The following is a 16,333-nucleotide window of genomic DNA, read 5'->3' on the forward strand; positions in this document are numbered from 1 at the left end:
CGCAAGGCCCGCGCGTCCGACGTCGATGACCTCGCCGTCATCGAGAAGGCTGTTTTCTCGAGCGACCGCATATCCCGCCGCTCCTTTCGCCAGCTGATCGAACGCGAAAGTGCCGAGCTGCTGGTTGCCGAAAGCGACGGCCGCGTCGCCGGCTATGCGGTCGTGCTGTTTCGCAAAGGCAGCGGCGTCGCGCGGCTCTATTCCATCGCCATCGGTCCCTTTTTCGGCGGGCTCGGCATTGGCCGCATGCTGCTGGCATCGGCGGAGGAGACCGCCTTCGAACACAACCGCATGATGCTGCGCCTCGAGGTGCGCGAGGACAACAGCCGGGCCATTCGCATCTACGAGCAGAGCGGCTACCGCAAGATCGGCCGCGAACCGGGCTATTACGAGGACGGCGCCACGGCGCTGCGCTACGAAAAGACTTTGCGCGGCGACATTCCGGTCGCCACCAAGGTGCCGTTCTACCAGCAGACCTGCGAATTCACCTGCGGCCCGTGCTGCCTGATGATGGCAATGGCCAATTTCGAGCCCGGCTTCGTGCCCGACCCGGTCATGGAAATCCGTTTGTGGCGCGAGGCGACCACCGTTTTCATGATGTCGGGGCCTGGCGGCTGTGAGCCGTTCGGCCTCGCCGTTGCCGGCCACGAAAGCGGGCTCTCTGCCGAGATATATGTCTCCTTCCATGGCGCGCTGTTCCTGCAGTCGGTGCGCAGCCAGGACAAGCGCCGGGTGATGGAACTGGCGCAGGTCGACTTTCGCCGGCGCGCGGAACTTTACGGCATCCCGGTGAATTACCGTCCATTCGCCATAGACGATATCCGCACCGCGATCGCCGAGGGTAAACTGGTGTTGGTCCTGATCAGCGGCTTCCTGATGTTCGGCAAGAAAGTTCCGCACTGGGTGCTGGCCATCGGCGACGACGGCGACCATATCCTGATCCACGATCCCTGGGTCGAAGACGAGAGACAGGAGACCATTCTTGATGCCGCCAATATTCCCGTGCCTTACGGCATCTTTATGAACATGGCGCAGTTCGGCCGCGACGGATTGCGTGCCGCCATTACCCTCGGAAAGCGCGACAGACAATGACCTGGGTCATCCTTACCGGCCGGCAGAACGATCTCGATCAGGTGGCGACACCGCACAAGATCATCACCAATCGCGACTACCTTGCCCATCCGGCGCTGTTTCGCGGCCAGCGGCCGAAGGTCATCAACCTGTCGAACAATTACGGCTATCAAAGCCGCGGCTACTACGCCTCGCTGCTCGCCGGCTCGCGCGGACACAAGGTCATCCCGACGGTCGAGACGATGATCGACCTGTCCGAGCGCAAGCTCTATGATCACGCGCTGCCGGAGCTGGAACTCGCGCTCAACAAGTGCCGCAAGGATCTGGGCGGCGCCTTTCCGCAAAAAGTCTGCATCTTCTTCGGCATCGGCCCGTCGAGGATATGGGATCGCTTTGCCAAGCTTTTGTTCGATTGGTTTCGCGCGCCGGCACTGGAAGTCCACATCACGGACAGCTCCGAATGGGCGTCGATCCGCAAGATCAGCTTCCATCCGCTGGCCAGGATGACCGAGGAGGAAGAAAAGCGCTTCCTTCAGTGCCTCGAGACCTACACCAACCGCGAGTGGCGTGACACCAAAGGCCGCACGCCGGCGCGCTACACCTTCGCCACGCTGGTCGATCCGCACGAGGAGTTGCCGCCATCGGAGATCTCGTCGCTGCGCTACTGGGCCAAGATCGCCGAAAAGATGGGCGTCGAAATCGAGCCGATCACCAAAAAGGATTTGGCCAAACTCGCCAACTACGACGCGCTGTTCATCCGCGAGACCACTTCGATCTCCGACCACACTTATCGCTTTGCGCGCCGCGCCCAGCAGGAAGGCATGCCTGTCATCGATGATCCGCTGTCGATGATCCGCTGTACCAACAAGGTCTATCTTAACGAGCTGATGACCTACAACAAGGTTCCGGTGCCACCGACGGTGATGATCGCCGGCACCTCGGATCTCGAAGTCGCGGCGCAGACGCTGGGCTTTCCGCTGGTGCTGAAGATCCCGGACTCGTCGTTTTCACGCGGCGTCAAGAAATGCGGCACCTTCGAGGAGCTGAAAACGCTAGCCACCGAATGGCTGGAGGATTCCGATCTCTTGATCGCGCAGAAATTCATTCCGACCGAATATGACTGGCGCGTCGGCGTGCTCGGCGGCCAGCCTCTGTTTGCCGTGCACTATCTGATGGCCAAAAAGCACTGGCAGATCGTCAACCACAAGGCCAACGGCAAGCCCGACCAGGGCGGCATCAAGACCTTTACCTTGAAAGAGGCGCCGGCCCATGTCATCGAGACGGCGGTGAGGGCCGCGCGCTGTATCGGCGATGGCCTCTACGGGGTGGACCTCAAGGAGACCAAGGACGGTGTCTTCGTCATCGAGGTCAACGACAATCCCAACCTCGACCATGGCTGGGAGGATTCCGGCGAAAAAGATGAGGTCTGGGTGCGGCTGACGCAGTGGTTCCTGGAGCGGCTCGACCGGCCGGGGCGATAATCATCCGAGAGGGGGGCAGAGATGCTGTTTTTTGTGACCGAGGATTTTCGCGGCTGTGATCGCAAGGAGATCTACCGTCGCTTCCGCGACCAGGGCCGCCTGAAGCCGGACGCGCTTCTTGTGCACCACAGCTGGATCGCGGCGGATATGAGCCGCTGCTTCCTGCTGGTGGAGGGCGATGACGTCACGCCCCTGCAACAGTGGGTCGTCGAATGGGCGGATCTGGTCGAATTCGAGATCGTTCCTGTGGCGACGAACAAGGACATGGTGGAGGCATTGAGCGGACACCTTTGACTGGCTCGTCTGGCCTGTCGCACTTAGCCGGATTGCCTGATCGCGGCGCGCGACTTCGGCAGGGGATTGATGTCCGCCGCCTTCGACGGTGCGCCGATCAAATAGCCCTGGGCCTCGACGCAGCCTTCCCTGCTCAGGAACTCCAGCTGAGCTTCGGTTTCGACGCCCTCGGCGGTGACGGTGATCCCAAGTTGGGCACCGAGGCCGATGACCGTCCGCACGATCGCGGCCGTGTCGCGCTTGTCGATGTCACGAATAAAGGAGCGGTCGATCTTGATCTTGTCGACCGGGAAGCGGCGGAGATAGCTGAGCGACGAATAACCGATGCCGAAATCGTCCAGCGCGATACGGATGCCGAGGTCGCGCAACTGGCTGAGCGTCTTGAGCACGGTATCGCTCTCATCCATCAGCACCGTTTCGGTGATTTCCAGTTCAAGCCGATCGGCCGGCACGCCGGAAAATGCCAGCGCGGAGATCACGCTGCGGGCAAAGGTGCCGCTTTTGATCTGCACAGCCGAGACATTGACCGCGATACGCAGCCCATGCGGCCAGCCCGCCGCAACTGTGCAGGCGTTCCTCAGCGCCCATTCTCCCAGCGGCACGATCAGCCCAATCTCTTCGGCGACCGGGATGAAGTCGTCTGGCGGCACCAAGCCGCGTGCCGGCGAGTGCCACCGCATCAGGGCTTCGGGCGCCGACGATTTCGCTGGAAGCGATGTTCATGATGGGTTGGAAGTCGAGCTCGAATTCCTGCCGCCGCAGCGCTGCCTCCAGATCGGTTTCGAGTGCGCGTCGTGCCCGTACCATCGCATCCATGCCTGGCTCGAAGAAGCGATAGACGTTGCGTCCTTCGCTTTTCGCCCTGTAGAGGGCCATGTCGGCGTTTTTCAGCAGCGTGTCGGCATCCCTGCCGTCATTGGGGAAAAGGGCGATGCCAAGGCTGATGCCGATATGCATGTCGCGGCTTTTGTCGCGAAACGGCCTTCCGATGATGTCGACAATGCGTGCTGCCAGTTTTTCCGCGTCGCCGGCACCTTTGGTATTGGACTGGATGATGACGAACTCATCGCCGCCGAAACGAGCGACTACGTCCGTTTCGTTGCGTAGGCAACGTTGCAGCCGCTCGGCCACGCATTTCAGCAGCCAGTCGCCGGCCGGATGCCCCCAGGTGTCGTTGACGGCCTTGAAGCGATCGAGGTCGAGCGAGAATATCGCCAGGTCCGTGGCCTCATCCAAGGCCTGGTCGAGCCGTTCGCGGAACATTGAGCGATTGGGCAGGTTGGTCAGCGTGTCGTGATGCGCAAGGTGGGTCATGCGCTCTTCGACGCGGCGGCGCTCGGTAACGTCGTCGAAGGTTGCGACCCATCCGCCGCCACTCATCGGCCGTCGCACGACCAAAAGGGTTCTGCCATCGGCAAGATGGCGGTAGGTCGACCGCATTCTCCGGCTTGAAGGCAGGCCGCGGTTTTCGAGATTTCGCTGTCGATGTCGATCTCTGCATAGAGACCCAGGCGGACGAGTTGCTCGAGCGCGTCGCGGTGGCCCATGCCAAGCGGAATGTCGGCCGGCGTCACGTGGTAGAGTTCCAGGAAACGTTCGTTGCGCACGATCAGCCTGCCGTCCGAGTCATACATCAAAAGGCCTTGCGACATGTTGGCGAGTGCTGCGTCGAAACGGCGGTGCTGCTCCTTCAGTTCCTGTTCGGCACGCCGTTGCTCGGTGATGTCCTCATAGATCGACACCCAGCCCCCTGAAGCAAGCGGCCGGTGCGAAATGTTAACTATGCGCCCATCCGACAGCGTTTCCTCATAGGTCGAAGGTTTCGCCTGGTCGATATAGGGCTTGCGGATGGCATAAAGTTCTTCGGCGCTGTGCGAGGCGACGCCGATGTCGACGCTGTGCTGGAGAATGTCGAAAAACCGGATGCCGGGCCGCACGATCTCGGCGTCGAGGCAGAAGATGCTGATATAATTGCCGTTGCAGATGATCATGTGCTCGTCGGCATCGAACATGGCCAAGCCATGCGACATGTTCTCGACGGCGGCCGAAAAACGATCATTCTGTTTGCGCAGTTCGTTTTCTATCCGTCGCGGCAGGCCTATGCCTTCGGCCCTCCGTCCGCGGACGGGCGAACCAGCCTTGGCTTGAGTGACGGACATGAGGCGCGCCTGCAGACCGTGATCGAACACGGTACTGTTGTCCTTTCCGGTTAATTTACCGTTTTTCAGTCGGCCGGCTGCACCGTTTGGCGCCGCCATTTCTCGATCGCCGCATACCGTTCGAGGAACGCGTTTTGCGCCCAGGTCACCGAACGCGGTGTGAAATCGAAGCGATTGGCATTGAAGCCGCGCGGCCGGCCGAAGAATTCGGTCGCCTCGGCGGTCGAAAAGCCGGCAAGCAGCGTCGCCTCGAAATAGGCGGCGATCTGGTCGGCGCGCTTGATCTCCTTGCGCAGGCCCGCGCTAGGTTCGACCGGCAGCGACAAGCGCAGCTGGATGGCGCGCTGCAGCCTCAGCTCGCACTCCTTGTAGCTGCCGCCCATCACCGATTTGAACGGTGAGATCATGTCGCCGATGACATATTCCGGCGCGTCGTGCAGCAAAGCCGCCAGCCGCGCGTCGGCCGGGGCGTCTGGCACCAGCTGGCCGAAAAGCGCCTCGACCAGCAGCGAATGCTGGGCGACGGAAAAGGCGTGGTCGCCGCTGGTCTGGCCGTTCCAGCGGGCGACGCGGGCAAGCCCCTGGGCGATGTCCGAAATCTCGATGTCGAGCGGCGAGGGGTCGAGCAGATCGAGCCGCCGGCCCGACAGCATGCGCTGCCAAGCGCGCGGCGGCGCGCCGGCACGGTCGGCCGCCATCAGGTCTCCTCCGCGCCGACAGGTTGCTGCGGGAAGGTGAACTTCGCCCAGGCAGGGATGGCGAGCGACACAGGGACGTCTTCCGCCATGATCGGCTGGCCGGCGTCGAGCGCTGCCTTGACGCGGTCGATACGGGCTATGGCGAGGCCTGCCGTGCCGGCGGCAGTGCCAAGCGTGCCGACCGGTCGCCCGGAAACTGTCAGTTCGGCGCCAGGAGCGGGCAGGGGCCGTTCGGCCGAAACGATCAGCACCCGCCGTCTGGCGGTGCCGCGATGCTGCATGCGCGAGACGACCTCCTGGCCGACATAGCAGCCCTTCCTGAAGCCGACGCCGCCGGTCTCGTCGAGCAGCACATCATGGGGGAAGGCGTCGCCGAGCGGATAGTCGCAGCCGCTTTCGGCAATCCCATGGGCGATGCGCAGAGCCTGCCATGCGGCCGGGTCGCCGCCCTCACCCGTGCCGCCATAACAGCGCGTCACGGACGCGTCGCGGAACCGTGCATCGGCAACCGGCGTTGAATCAGATTGCGAAGTGGTTGAATCACTTCCCCACGCGACGGTGACAAGCCCCTGATCTAACTTGGCGATCTCGACCTTGGCGCGCAATTTGTAGAGCATCAGCCGGCGCATGAAATCGTCTGATATATCGGCTCGGCATTCTAGGCGGAAGGAATTCTCGCCAGCGCGGGAGATCAGGAAGTCGAACAGGATCTTGCCTTGCGGCGTCAGCAAGGCGCCAGGTTTTGCTTCGCCCGCAGCCAGTGCGTCGAGGTCGGTGGTCAGAATGTTCTGCAAAAAAATCTCGGCATCCGGGCCTGACACGGAAATGAGGGCGCGGTCTTTCAACTGGGCAAAGGGCATGGGCGGAAAAAGAACCTGATGTTGCAAAACAGTCGGCCATTACGTAAGCCGCTGACACTCCCCCCGCAAGAGACCGGATCAGCATGGCCACGACCTACAACCTCATCCTGACAGGCGGCACGGTGGTCAACCACGATGGCGAGGGCCAGCGCGACATCGGCATCAACGGCGGGCGCATCGCCGCCATCGGCGATCTCGGCCAGGCATCAGCCGGCGAGACGGTCGACTGTCGTGGCCTGCACATCCTGCCCGGCGTCGTCGACAGCCAGGTGCATTTCCGCGAGCCAGGGCTGGAGCACAAGGAAGATTTGGAGACAGGCTCGCGGGCAGCGGTGCTGGGCGGCGTCACCGCCGTCTTCGAGATGCCCAACACAAACCCGCTGACCACCAGCGAAGCAGCCCTTGCCGACAAGGTTCGGCGCGCCACCGGCCGCATGCATTGCGACTTTGCCTTCTGGGTCGGCGGCACCCGCGACAATGCCGGGGATGCCGGCGAACTGGAGCGGCTACCCGGTGCTGCCGGCATAAAAGTATTCATGGGCTCGTCCACCGGCGACCTTTTGGTCGAGGACGATGAGGGCGTCGCCTCGATTCTGAGGAATACGCGCCGTCGGGCCGCCTTTCATTCCGAGGACGAGTTAAGGTTGCGCGAGCGGCTGAGTGAGCGCATCGAGGGCGATCCGTCCTCGCATCCGGTGTGGCGCGACGAGATCGCCGCCTTGCGCTGCACCGAGCGCCTGGTGCGCATCGCGCGCCAGGTTCGCGCCCGGATTCACGTGCTGCACATCTCGACCGCAGAGGAGATCGCCTTCCTCGAGCAGCACAAGGACGTCGCGACCTGCGAGGCGACGCCGCATCACTTGACGCTGAGCCTGGACGATTATGCGCGGCTTGGCACGCTGATCCAGATGAACCCACCGGTGCGCGCATCGCGCCACCACGACGGCATCTGGCACGGCATTGCACAAGGCATTGTCGATGTGCTGGGTTCCGACCACGCCCCCCACACGCTGGCGGAGAAGGCAAAACTCTATCCTGCCTCGCCGTCCGGCATGACCGGCGTGCAGACACTGGTGCCGATCATGCTGGATCACGTCAATGCCGGCCGGCTGACGTTGCAACGTTTCGTCGACCTGTCCAGCCACGGCCCGCAGCGTATCTTCGGCATGGCCAGGAAAGGCCGCATCGCCGCCGGCTACGACGCCGATTTCACCATCGTCGATCTGAAGCGCCGCGAAACCATCACCAATGCGCAGGCCGGCTCCAAGGCCGGCTGGACGCCCTATGACGGCAGAGAAGTGACCGGGTGGCCGGTCGGAACAGTCGTCCGCGGCCGCCGCGTGATGTGGGAAGGCGAGATCGTCACGCCAGGGCAGGGCAAGGCTGTGGAGTTTTCCGAGGCGCTGCCGGTCTAGAGCGGCGGACTTTCAAATCGATCGGACCGCCGGTCTATCTCTTTCTTTGAGCATCGGCTTTTCCAAAGCGGGGACCCACTCCGATGCTCTAAGCGGGCTTGAGGGTAGGAAAGAGCAATGCCGCTCAATCCCCGGCGACGAAGAATGTCCACTGTCCGTCCGGCGTGATGCCGACGCGGTAGAAGATGTAGGCGCCGAACTGCTTCATGCTGTCATAGTCGCCGGCGGTGACGATCTTGAACAGCTCGACCCGCTGCCTGGCGTCGAGCTTGTCCAGCGGCAGCGCGAAGAAATATGGCCAGACATAGAGCTCCTGCGGCGTGCCGGCATCGACATGGACATAGCCGGCACTGAGCACCTCTTCCAGGATGGCGAGGATCTCCTGGCCTTCCGTGTCGCCCGAAAGACCTTTCAGGAAGGTGATCGGGTCGCCTTCGATCTCGCTCAGCGACAATTGGGTCATCGTATCGCCCTGGCCGATCAACGGCCGGAGCTTTTCGATGTCGCCGCTCTTGCAGGCCTCGAGGATCAAATCGTGCATGCGCCTGACCGGCTCCGGCAGCTTGCCGAGATCGTAGACGACCTCGGGCAAGGGTTCATCCGGATCGGCTTGCGGATTGGTCATGCCACCATCGTCTTTTGGCCCTTCCGGTTCGACCTGTTCCCGCTCGTCGGGGGGCCTCGGCTGGTTGGTCGCAGGCGGTGTCGTGCCGAGCGGATCGGGCATCGGCACCGCGGTTCCGGGCGGCGACATGTCGTCATCGGCGGGCGGCGTGACTGGCGAGGGCAGGTCCTCGCGCTTGATTTCACTCAGCGCATAAGCAGGGCTGCTTGCGAGGCAAAAAGCCAGAGGGACCGCGGCGCAAAAAGCGACGAGCCGGATGCTGAGGGCCAAGCCACGCGGCTGGCCTGATGTCGAAAAATTCACCGCCTGCCTCTCCATGATTCCGTCCAGATCCCCAGGCCCGCCCAGGTGCCCGGGGCATGACCGCCCAAGCGGCACGCCGTTGTCAAAGAGCCTGATGCCGGTTCAGTGCCTCAGCCGTCCTGGTTCGAAGGCCCCGGCTATCACCTTTTCACGCATGCGGTCGAGCAGGGCAAGGGCGGAGGTCTCGCCATTGGCGCGCAGCATTTCACCGAACGCCGTTTCAAGGGCCGCTTCGGCGATGATTTCCGGCTCGATTCCAGCCGAAAGCCCTTCCGCCCAGGCCTCGCTGTGGCTTTCCACGGCGGTCAGGCGCTTTTCTTCCCTGACCAGCGCGTCGATGTCGTTGACGGCATGTTCCATTGCGATGTCCACCCTTTTCAAGCGGCGATCCGGCAGATGCGGATCAGGCTTGGGCTGTCCCTTTTTACACGCAGGTTAAGTAAGTACTTGTAAATACGACATTTCTAGGGTCGTTTCGACAAGGGCTCGTCACGTTTTTCAAACCTGCGTTCGATCCGATTCAAACTTAGCCGATTAGGCCGGCGAGCGGGATGAAAACCTTCAGTTTGAGTTAATTCCGCATCCGCGCCGTAACGTTTCGTTAATACCGTTGCAAACGTGCAACACAAGGATTAAGGCGCCACCGGACAAGCAGCGAGGTGTCACGGTCAGTTGCCGTAGCGCGAGGCGATGTCGCGCGAGAGCGTCTCGCCCTCCTTCATATAGCGGCTGATGGCTTCGGTCGCCGAGGCGGTACACTGCGTGTAGGTGCCGCCGAAGGAGCGGTAGCCGCGGTTGAAGCTGGCGATGAAGCGGGCGCGCCGCTCCGAGTCCGGATTTTCCGAAGCAATCAGCTTCTCCATCTCGACCCGCCACTGGTCGCCCTTCTCGCCGCACAGATTACGCAGGAAATGCAGCGATCCAAGCACCTCCGCCAGCCGCATCAGCCCCGGCTCGAACGGCGACTCGGCGGCCAGAGCCGGCCGCGCCCCGAATGCCGTACTGGCGGCGAGGCAAGCTGCAAGGAAAAGCGATGCGCGGATCATGAGTCTATGTGGCCAAACAATCTGTCGCCTGCAAGGCGATTTTGGAGGTTACGCCCCTGCATTCCTGAGCAATTCTTCGGCAACGGCAAACACCGAAGCGGCAAGCGGCAGCGCCGTCATTTCGCTGAGCGTATAGAAGGCGGCGTTCTCGGCGTCGTCGCTGGCCACGGGCTCGCCCCCGGCATAGGTAGCGCCGAACACCGTCAGCAGATAGTCGACCGAGTGCCCGTCGCTGCCGCCGTCGATGTGGATTTCCCGAAGTGCGCGGTAGTTGTGCGCATGCAACCCGGTTTCCTCCAGCAATTCGCGTTGCGCGGCGTGTTCCAGCGTTTCGCCGACCTCGACCTTGCCGCCTGGAAAGGCGTAAAATCCTTGCGAAGGCTGCCGCGCCCGCTTGACCAGCAGCACCGTGTCGCCGCGGACAATGGCGACCGAGACAGCCGGGAGAATCTTGCGCATTCCGTCCATGGATCTCCGATCGTCATTCGCTGCAGCCGGTTGTGGACCGGTCGGCGTGAAGAAGCATTAGCGGTTGCGCGACGCCGGTTCCATCGCCACCTTCGCATCCGACCGTTTCAACGAGTTTAGCTTATGTGCGGACGCTTTGCCTTGACCGCCACGCCGGACCAGACTGCCGCTTTTCTCGGTCTGGCGGAGCTGGAGCATTTTCCGGCCCGCTACAACATCGCGCCGACGCAGCCGGTCCTGATGGCAATTGCAGGCTTGCCGCAGGCGCCAGGCTCGAACCAGCCCGACCGGCAGTCGATATTGGTGCGTTGGGGGCTGATCCCGGCCTGGGTGAAGGACACGCGTGAGTTTCCGCTGCTGTTCAACGCGCGCTCGGAGGGAGCAACGGAAAAGGCCTCGTTTCGCACCGCCATGCGCCATCGCCGCGCTTTGGTGCCGGCTTCCGGCTTCTACGAATGGCGTCAATCAGGCGGCAAGAGGGGGCAGCCCTATTGGGTGCGGCCGAGGCATGGCGGACTTGTCGCCTTCGCCGGGCTGATCGAGACCTATGCCGAGCCGGGCGGTTCCGAAATGGACACCGGCGCCATCCTGACCGTAAACGCCAATTCCGACATCGCCCACAGCCATGACCGGATGCCGGTAGTGATAGATCCGCAGGATTTCGCCCGCTGGCTGGATTGCCGCACCCTGGAGCCGCGCGACGTGGCGGACCTGCTCAGACCGGCACAACTCGACTTCTTCGAGGCTGTCCCGGTTTCCGACCTCGTCAACGAGGTCGCCAACACCGGACCGGAGATTCAGGAAAGGGGCGTCGTGGGGCCGGAGCCCGAGAAGGCCAGGCGCCAGAATCCCGGCGCGGACGACAGTCAGATGACCTTGTTCTAGCAGCTATTTTCCTGGCACATTCGGCGCCTCATTGCCGGCGCATGGCGTCGGCTGACGTCGCATCAGGCAGCGCGCGGCGATGTGATCTTTTGCGCCGGCTTTTTCTTCTTCGCGGTATGGAGAAGGGCGGCGACGATCGCGGCCGGGCCGATCGCCCGGTATTGGCTGGCGAGCGCCGGTTGCTTCGCGCTGCTGGAGTCCTGCTTGGTTCGGGGCATTTTTCTCTTCCCTGGTAACGTCTTCGTGTCCGCGTTTGCTGGTCGAATCCGACCAAATCGTGACATCTGGTGATCTAGCCGGCGAATGTTTCATGACTGTGCCGAGATGTTTAATAAAATATTTCACTGCGTCATTACCTGTGATCCGGCGACTCTTTTTGCCGAAAGTTGCGACTTGACGGCAACACTGGGTGAGGCGATAAAGCCGCTCATGAGAACGTCTTTCGCCATTTGTGGCATTTGCATTATTGGCTAGCTTCGCGCTGGTCCGGACGTTTTCGCCTATCTTCCTTCTAGAGTGGACAAACGCCCCGGCCAGCAGGCTGGTGCCTGATTTGCGTCTCAGCGCAAGTGGCCCCAACCAAAAGGTAACGCACCGGGAAGGCACGAATGTCTGACGCATCGAAGAGCCTGCGCCTCTACAACACGCTGACGCGGACGAAGGAGGATTTCTTCCCGATCGATCCGCGCAATGTGCGCATGTATGTCTGCGGCCCGACGGTCTACGACTTTGCCCATATCGGCAACGCGCGGCCAGTGATCGTCTTCGACGTGCTGTTCCGTCTGCTGCGCCATCTCTACGGGCAAGCGCACGTCACCTATGTGCGCAACATCACGGATGTCGACGACAAGATCAATGACCGCGCACTGCGCGATTTCGGCGGCGAAATTGCCTCGGGAAAGCTGTCGCTGAACGAGGCGATCCGGCGCGTCACCGAAAAAACCGCCGACCAGTTCCACAAGGATGTGGCGACGCTCGGCTGCCTGGAACCGACGGTCGAGCCGCGCGCCACCGAATTCGTCGAGCCGCGCGCCGATGGCAAAGTCGACATGATCTCCTTGATTCAACGGTTGATCGAACGCCGCCATGCTTATGTTGCGGCAGGCGAAGTTCTGTTCGACACGGCCTCGATGCCGGACTACGGCCAATTGTCGAATCGCAATCTCGACGAACAGCAGGCCGGCGTTCGCGTCGCCGTCGATCCCCACAAGAAGAACCCTGGCGATTTCGTGCTGTGGAAGCTGTCCTCCCCGGAAGAGCCGGGCTGGGACAGCCCGTGGGGCAGAGGCCGGCCGGGCTGGCACATCGAGTGCTCGGCGATGTCGGCCGCCTATCTCGGCGAGGTCTTCGACATCCATGGCGGCGGGCTCGATCTGATCTTCCCGCACCACGAAAACGAGATCGCCCAGTCGCGCTGCGCCCACGGCACTGACGTAATGGCCAAGGTATGGATGCACAACGGCTTCCTGCAGGTCGAGGGGCAGAAGATGTCCAAGAGCCTGGGCAACTTCTACTCGATCAACGAGTTGCTGGAGACGGATACCTTTGGCGGCCGCAAATGGCCGGGCGAGGTGCTCAGGCTGGCGATGCTGATGACGCATTATCGCGAGCCGATCGACTTTTCCGTGCGCAAGCTGGAAGAGGCGGAAAACACGCTGCGCAAATGGAAGCGGGCGGCGGATCTGGCACCGGCGGCGGCAAAGCAATTGCCGGTGGAAGTGGTGGAAGCCCTGTCGGACGATCTCGCAACCTATTCTGCGTTCCAGGTGCTGACGCAGTTGGCCGGTGAGGCTGTAGATTTCAGTGCTGCCGGTGCCGGCAAGGCTGCCGCAGCGGGCAACGATGCTGCCGCTTCGCTGAAGGCGGCGTTGCTGTTTCTCGGCTTCGACGTCACGCCGACCAAGGTCGATGAAGACGCCATCGCCAGGGCGATCGCCAAACGGCTCGCACTGATCGCCGCCGGAAATTGGGCCGAGGCCGACCGCATCCGTGCCGACTTGCTGGCGCAAGGTATTCAGTTGAAGGACGGCAAAGATCCCGTCACCGGCGCCCGCATCACCACTTGGGAGGTAAAAAGATGATCGATCATCTTGGCATCACCGTTTCCGATTTCGACGCTTCCAAGGCGTTCTATGACAAGGCGATGGCGCCGCTCGGTGCCGCGCTCCTCTATATGGTGCCGCAGGAATATACCGGCGGCGCCAAGGTCGGCGGCTATGGCCGGGACCGGCCGGTGTTCTGGCTGCATGCCGGGAAGGACAAGCCGAAGGACCGTCAGCACGTCGCCTTCACTGCGCGCAGCCGCGCCGAGGTCGACGCCTTCTATGCAGCCGCAATCGCCGCCGGCGGCAAGGACAATGGCGGGCCAGGCCTGCGTCCGCACTATCACGCGAACTACTATGGCGCCTTTGTCTTCGACCCCGACGGCAACAATATCGAAGCCGTCTGCCATGCCGCGGAGTGAAGCAATGAGTCTAGACAACAGACCGGTCTACACAGGCGGTTGCCAGTGCGGCGCCGTGCGCTTCCGTGTCGAAGGCGCGCTGGGTGATGCCTCCGTCTGCCATTGCCGCATGTGCCAGAAGGCAAGCGGCAATTTCTACCTGCCGCTGGTGTCGGTGCGTGGCGCAAAACTCGACTGGATGCGCGGCGAGCCCAAACGCTTCCGCTCGTCCAACGCCGCATTGCGCGGCTTCTGCGCCGATTGCGGCACCCCGCTGACCTTCGAGGCGCCCGAGGGTATCGCGCTCGCCATCGCCGCCTTCGATGCTCCGCAGGAGATCGCGCCGACCATCCAGTGGGGTACCGAAGCAAAGCTCCCCTACGTCGACCGCATCCACGAATTGCCCGGCGAGGACACGATGGCCGATATCTCGTCAGCCTCCTATCTCGCCGATCTCGTCTCCTACCAGCATCCCGACCACGACACCGAACAATGGCCGCCGGAGGAAAGATCATGACCGAAACCGTTCGAACCGGCGGCTGCCAGTGCGGCGCCGTACGTTTCCGCATCCGTGGGGCGCTTGGGCGCCCGTCCATCTGCCATTGCCGTATGTGCCAGAAGCAGTTTGGTTCCTTCTTCGGCGCACTGGTGACGGTGCCCAAGGACGGCGTCGAATGGGTCCGTGAGGAGCCGAGCTATTTTCAGTCGTCGGTCAATATCGATCGCGGGTTCTGCGCCCGCTGCGGCACGCCGCTGACCTATCGGCAGCCCGGCGGGCTTGAGATCGCCATCGGCGCTTTTGACGACCGCTCCGACCTCGCGCCGCAGATCCAGGTCAACTACGCCGCGCGGCTGCCCTGGGTGGAGAAGATCTTCGAGGCGCCGGTCCATGACGATCCTGATTACTACACCCGCCAGGAGCAGATCATCTCCTTCCAGCATCCGGATCACGAGACGGCCAACTGGCCGCAGCAGGGCCTGAAATTATGAGCAATGAACTCCGCACCCTCTACCCAGAGATCGAGGCTTTCGAGTCAGGCATGCTCAATGTCGGCGACGGCCATCAGGTCTATTGGGAGCGGTCCGGCACCAGGGGTGCCAAGCCGGCTGTGTTCCTGCATGGCGGACCGGGCGGTACCATCTCGCCAAAGCACCGGCGACTGTTCGATCCGAAGCTTTACGATGTCATACTGTTCGATCAGCGCGGCTGCGGAAAGTCGACGCCCAACGCCTTGCTCGAGGCCAACACCACCTGGCATCTGGTCGCCGACATCGAGTGCCTGCGCGACATGTGCGGCTTCGACAAATGGCTGGTGTTCGGCGGCTCGTGGGGATCGACACTGGCGCTGGCCTATGCCGAGACACACCCCGAACATGTGAGCGAGCTGGTCGTGCGCGGCATCTATACGCTGACGCGTGCGGAACTCGAATGGTATTACCAGTTTGGCGTCTCGGAAATGTTCCCCGACAAATGGGAGCGCTTCCTGGCGCCGATCCCCGAGGCCGAGCGCGGCGACATGATGGCCGCCTATCGCAAGCGGCTGGTCGGCAGCGACCGCAAGGCGCAGGTCGAGGCCGCCCGCGCCTGGAGCCTGTGGGAGGGCGAGACGATCACGCTATTGCCCGATCCGGAAACCAGCAGCCGGTTTGGCGAAGACGACTATGCCGTGGCCTTCGCCCGCATCGAGAACCACTATTTCGTCCATGCCGGCTGGCTGGAGGAAGGGCAACTGCTGCGTGATGCCTTCAAGTTGAAGGACATCCCCGGCACCATCGTTCATGGCCGCTACGACATGCCGTGCCCGGCGCGCTATGCCTGGGCGCTGCACAAGGCGTGGCCGAAAGCGGATTTCCACCTGATCGAGGGCGCCGGCCATGCCTATTCGGAGCCGGGCATCCTCGACCGGTTGATCCGGGCGACGGATCGGTTTGCGGGGAAATGATCATGGGCCGCGAGCGCCTCTATCTCTTCGACACGACACTGCGTGATGGCCAGCAAACACCGGGTATCGACTTTTCAGTCGAGGACAAGATCGCCATCGCCGGGCTGCTCGACCAGTTCGGCATGGACTATGTCGAGGGCGGCTATCCCGGCGCCAACCCGACCGACACCGCCTTCTTCGCCGAGCCCCGCACGGCCAGTGCCAAATTCGTCGCCTTCGGCATGACCAAGCGGGCTGGGGTGTCGGCTTCGAACGATCCAGGCCTTGCCGCATTGGTCCAGTCGAAGTCGGACGCCATTTGCTTTGTCGCCAAGAGCTGGGACTACCATGTCCGCATCGCGCTGGGCTGCACGAACGAGGAAAACCTCGAAGCGATCAAGGCCTCGGTCGAAGCGGCGATTGCCTCGGCCAAGGAAGCACTGGTTGATTGCGAGCATTTCTTCGACGGCTTCAAGGCCAATACCTCCTATGCGCTGGCCTGCGCAAAGACCGCCTACGAGGCCGGCGCGCGCTGGGTGGTGCTATGCGACACCAATGGCGGCACGCAGCCGTCGGAAGTGCACGCCATCGTCGAGAAGGTCATCGCCTCAGGCATTCCCGGAGACCATCTCGGCATCCATGCCCATGACGACACCGGCCCTG

The 16,333-nt window shown here is 62.6% G+C and carries 19 protein-coding genes and 2 pseudogenes; 11 read left to right on the forward strand and 10 right to left on the reverse strand.

The genetic code is table 11. From position 1 onward, the window contains the following. The 3 genes from EOA85_RS09495 to EOA85_RS09505 form a co-directional block, all read left to right on the forward strand. The coding region (locus tag EOA85_RS09495) for a peptidase C39 family protein (protein WP_127209222.1) at positions 1 to 1,092 on the forward strand (1,092 nt) is incomplete at its 5' end. Beyond that, entirely contained in the window at positions 1,089 to 2,552 is a 1,464-nt protein-coding gene (locus tag EOA85_RS09500) for a RimK family protein (protein ID WP_065009819.1), read from the forward strand. The genes EOA85_RS09495 and EOA85_RS09500, both read left to right, overlap by 4 nt. Before the next feature lie 21 nt (positions 2,553 to 2,573). Beyond that, entirely contained in the window at positions 2,574 to 2,846 is a 273-nt protein-coding gene (locus EOA85_RS09505) for a DUF3303 family protein (protein ID WP_127209223.1), read from the forward strand. A gap of 23 nt (positions 2,847 to 2,869) precedes the next feature. On the opposite strand, the gene EOA85_RS38810 is transcribed toward EOA85_RS09505, so the two are convergent. From EOA85_RS38810 to EOA85_RS09520, 5 genes and pseudogenes are all read right to left on the reverse strand, one after another. After that, positions 2,870 to 3,526, reverse strand: a complete 657-nt coding sequence (locus tag EOA85_RS38810; RefSeq protein ID WP_245485662.1) for an EAL domain-containing protein — start codon at positions 3,524 to 3,526, stop codon at positions 2,870 to 2,872. A gap of 211 nt (positions 3,527 to 3,737) precedes the next feature. After that, a pseudogene (locus tag EOA85_RS38815) lies at positions 3,738 to 4,286 on the reverse strand (diguanylate cyclase); the annotation flags it as partial. Next, positions 4,223 to 5,104 carry a PAS-domain containing protein gene (locus tag EOA85_RS38820; protein ID WP_348627887.1) on the reverse strand — a complete coding sequence of 294 codons (882 nt, stop codon included), beginning with the start codon at positions 5,102 to 5,104 and terminating at the stop codon, positions 4,223 to 4,225. The gene EOA85_RS38820 and the pseudogene EOA85_RS38815, both read right to left, overlap by 64 nt. After that, positions 5,071 to 5,703, reverse strand: a complete 633-nt coding sequence (locus tag EOA85_RS09515; protein WP_127209224.1) for an HD family hydrolase — start codon at positions 5,701 to 5,703, stop codon at positions 5,071 to 5,073. The genes EOA85_RS38820 and EOA85_RS09515 overlap by 34 nt, the downstream gene beginning before the upstream one ends. After that, positions 5,703 to 6,563 carry a folate-binding protein YgfZ gene (locus EOA85_RS09520; protein ID WP_095519639.1) on the reverse strand — a complete coding sequence of 287 codons (861 nt, stop codon included), beginning with the start codon at positions 6,561 to 6,563 and terminating at the stop codon, positions 5,703 to 5,705. Before EOA85_RS09520 ends, EOA85_RS09515 begins: the two co-directional genes overlap by 1 nt. An 83-nt stretch (positions 6,564 to 6,646) precedes the next feature. Between EOA85_RS09520 and EOA85_RS09525 the strand changes: the two genes are divergently transcribed. Further along, a complete protein-coding gene (locus tag EOA85_RS09525; RefSeq protein WP_127209225.1) occupies positions 6,647 to 7,978 on the forward strand; it encodes a dihydroorotase in 1,332 nt (443 codons plus the stop codon). 124 nt (positions 7,979 to 8,102) lie between these two features. On the opposite strand, the gene EOA85_RS09530 is transcribed toward EOA85_RS09525, so the two are convergent. The 4 genes from EOA85_RS09530 to EOA85_RS09545 form a co-directional block, all read right to left on the reverse strand. Beyond that, entirely contained in the window at positions 8,103 to 8,906 is an 804-nt protein-coding gene (locus EOA85_RS09530) for a hypothetical protein (protein ID WP_164759572.1), read from the reverse strand. 102 nt (positions 8,907 to 9,008) lie between these two features. Beyond that, complete coding sequence (locus tag EOA85_RS09535; protein WP_029354447.1) at positions 9,009 to 9,266, reverse strand: hypothetical protein; 258 nt, start codon at positions 9,264 to 9,266, stop codon at positions 9,009 to 9,011. Between the two features lie 308 nt (positions 9,267 to 9,574). Next, entirely contained in the window at positions 9,575 to 9,952 is a 378-nt protein-coding gene (locus EOA85_RS09540; RefSeq protein ID WP_029354446.1) for a TIGR02301 family protein, read from the reverse strand. A gap of 48 nt (positions 9,953 to 10,000) precedes the next feature. After that, on the reverse strand, positions 10,001 to 10,420 hold the full coding sequence (locus tag EOA85_RS09545; protein WP_127209227.1) for an NUDIX domain-containing protein: 420 nt from the start codon (positions 10,418 to 10,420) through the stop codon (positions 10,001 to 10,003). A 123-nt stretch (positions 10,421 to 10,543) separates the two neighbouring features. Here EOA85_RS09545 and EOA85_RS09550 point away from each other — a divergent pair, with 123 nt between their 5' ends. Then, on the forward strand, positions 10,544 to 11,305 hold the full coding sequence (locus tag EOA85_RS09550) for an SOS response-associated peptidase (RefSeq protein WP_127209228.1): 762 nt from the start codon (positions 10,544 to 10,546) through the stop codon (positions 11,303 to 11,305). Between the two features lie 3 nt (positions 11,306 to 11,308). Here EOA85_RS09550 and EOA85_RS37375 read toward each other — a convergent pair whose 3' ends face one another. Continuing rightward, the gene (locus EOA85_RS37375) at positions 11,309 to 11,926 is read right to left on the reverse strand and encodes a hypothetical protein (RefSeq protein ID WP_164759571.1); all 618 of its coding nucleotides are present in this window, start codon (positions 11,924 to 11,926) and stop codon (positions 11,309 to 11,311) included. Here EOA85_RS37375 and cysS point away from each other — a divergent pair. The 6 genes and pseudogenes from cysS to EOA85_RS09585 all read left to right on the forward strand — a co-directional run. Further along, entirely contained in the window at positions 11,914 to 13,386 is a 1,473-nt protein-coding gene (cysS, locus tag EOA85_RS09560; protein ID WP_127209229.1) for a cysteine--tRNA ligase, read from the forward strand. The genes EOA85_RS37375 and cysS overlap by 13 nt on opposite strands. Then, positions 13,383 to 13,769, forward strand: coding sequence for a VOC family protein (locus EOA85_RS09565; protein WP_127209230.1), 387 nt, complete (start codon positions 13,383 to 13,385; stop codon positions 13,767 to 13,769). Before cysS ends, EOA85_RS09565 begins: the two co-directional genes overlap by 4 nt. 4 nt (positions 13,770 to 13,773) lie before the next feature. Beyond that, entirely contained in the window at positions 13,774 to 14,265 is a 492-nt protein-coding gene (locus EOA85_RS09570) for a GFA family protein (protein ID WP_065009826.1), read from the forward strand. After that, positions 14,262 to 14,738, forward strand: a complete 477-nt coding sequence (locus tag EOA85_RS09575) for a GFA family protein (RefSeq protein WP_082982530.1) — start codon at positions 14,262 to 14,264, stop codon at positions 14,736 to 14,738. The genes EOA85_RS09570 and EOA85_RS09575 overlap by 4 nt, the downstream gene beginning before the upstream one ends. After that, a complete protein-coding gene (gene pip / locus EOA85_RS09580) occupies positions 14,735 to 15,691 on the forward strand; it encodes a prolyl aminopeptidase (RefSeq protein WP_127209231.1) in 957 nt (318 codons plus the stop codon). The genes EOA85_RS09575 and pip overlap by 4 nt, the downstream gene beginning before the upstream one ends. Next, a pseudogene (locus EOA85_RS09585) lies at positions 15,688 to 16,333 on the forward strand (citramalate synthase); the annotation flags it as partial. The gene pip and the pseudogene EOA85_RS09585, both read left to right, overlap by 4 nt.

Origin of the sequence: Mesorhizobium sp. M5C.F.Ca.IN.020.29.1.1 (assembly GCF_003997375.1) — a bacterium.
GTDB classification, from domain to species: domain Bacteria; phylum Pseudomonadota; class Alphaproteobacteria; order Rhizobiales; family Rhizobiaceae; genus Mesorhizobium; species Mesorhizobium wenxiniae.

Excerpts from the sequence above, each read along its gene's own strand:
- EOA85_RS09545 (WP_127209227.1), bottom strand. The coding sequence starts at position 10,420 with ATGGACGGAATGCGCAAGATTCTCCCGGCTGTCTCGGTCGCCATTGTC.
- EOA85_RS09500 (WP_065009819.1), top strand. The coding sequence starts at position 1,089 with ATGACCTGGGTCATCCTTACCGGCCGGCAGAACGATCTCGATCAGGTG.
- EOA85_RS09550 (WP_127209228.1), top strand. The coding sequence starts at position 10,544 with ATGTGCGGACGCTTTGCCTTGACCGCCACGCCGGACCAGACTGCCGCT.
- EOA85_RS09535 (WP_029354447.1), bottom strand. The coding sequence starts at position 9,266 with ATGGAACATGCCGTCAACGACATCGACGCGCTGGTCAGGGAAGAAAAG.
- EOA85_RS09570 (WP_065009826.1), top strand. The coding sequence starts at position 13,774 with ATGAGTCTAGACAACAGACCGGTCTACACAGGCGGTTGCCAGTGCGGC.
- EOA85_RS38810 (WP_245485662.1), bottom strand. The coding sequence starts at position 3,526 with ATGCGGTGGCACTCGCCGGCACGCGGCTTGGTGCCGCCAGACGACTTC.
- EOA85_RS09565 (WP_127209230.1), top strand. The coding sequence starts at position 13,383 with ATGATCGATCATCTTGGCATCACCGTTTCCGATTTCGACGCTTCCAAG.
- EOA85_RS09575 (WP_082982530.1), top strand. The coding sequence starts at position 14,262 with ATGACCGAAACCGTTCGAACCGGCGGCTGCCAGTGCGGCGCCGTACGT.
- EOA85_RS09505 (WP_127209223.1), top strand. The coding sequence starts at position 2,574 with ATGCTGTTTTTTGTGACCGAGGATTTTCGCGGCTGTGATCGCAAGGAG.
- EOA85_RS09525 (WP_127209225.1), top strand. The coding sequence starts at position 6,647 with ATGGCCACGACCTACAACCTCATCCTGACAGGCGGCACGGTGGTCAAC.
- pip (WP_127209231.1), top strand. The coding sequence starts at position 14,735 with ATGAGCAATGAACTCCGCACCCTCTACCCAGAGATCGAGGCTTTCGAG.
- EOA85_RS09520 (WP_095519639.1), bottom strand. The coding sequence starts at position 6,563 with ATGCCCTTTGCCCAGTTGAAAGACCGCGCCCTCATTTCCGTGTCAGGC.
- EOA85_RS09540 (WP_029354446.1), bottom strand. The coding sequence starts at position 9,952 with ATGATCCGCGCATCGCTTTTCCTTGCAGCTTGCCTCGCCGCCAGTACG.
- EOA85_RS38820 (WP_348627887.1), bottom strand. The coding sequence starts at position 5,104 with ATGGCGGCGCCAAACGGTGCAGCCGGCCGACTGAAAAACGGTAAATTA.
- EOA85_RS37375 (WP_164759571.1), bottom strand. The coding sequence starts at position 11,926 with ATGCGTCAGACATTCGTGCCTTCCCGGTGCGTTACCTTTTGGTTGGGG.
- EOA85_RS09515 (WP_127209224.1), bottom strand. The coding sequence starts at position 5,703 with ATGGCGGCCGACCGTGCCGGCGCGCCGCCGCGCGCTTGGCAGCGCATG.
- cysS (WP_127209229.1), top strand. The coding sequence starts at position 11,914 with ATGTCTGACGCATCGAAGAGCCTGCGCCTCTACAACACGCTGACGCGG.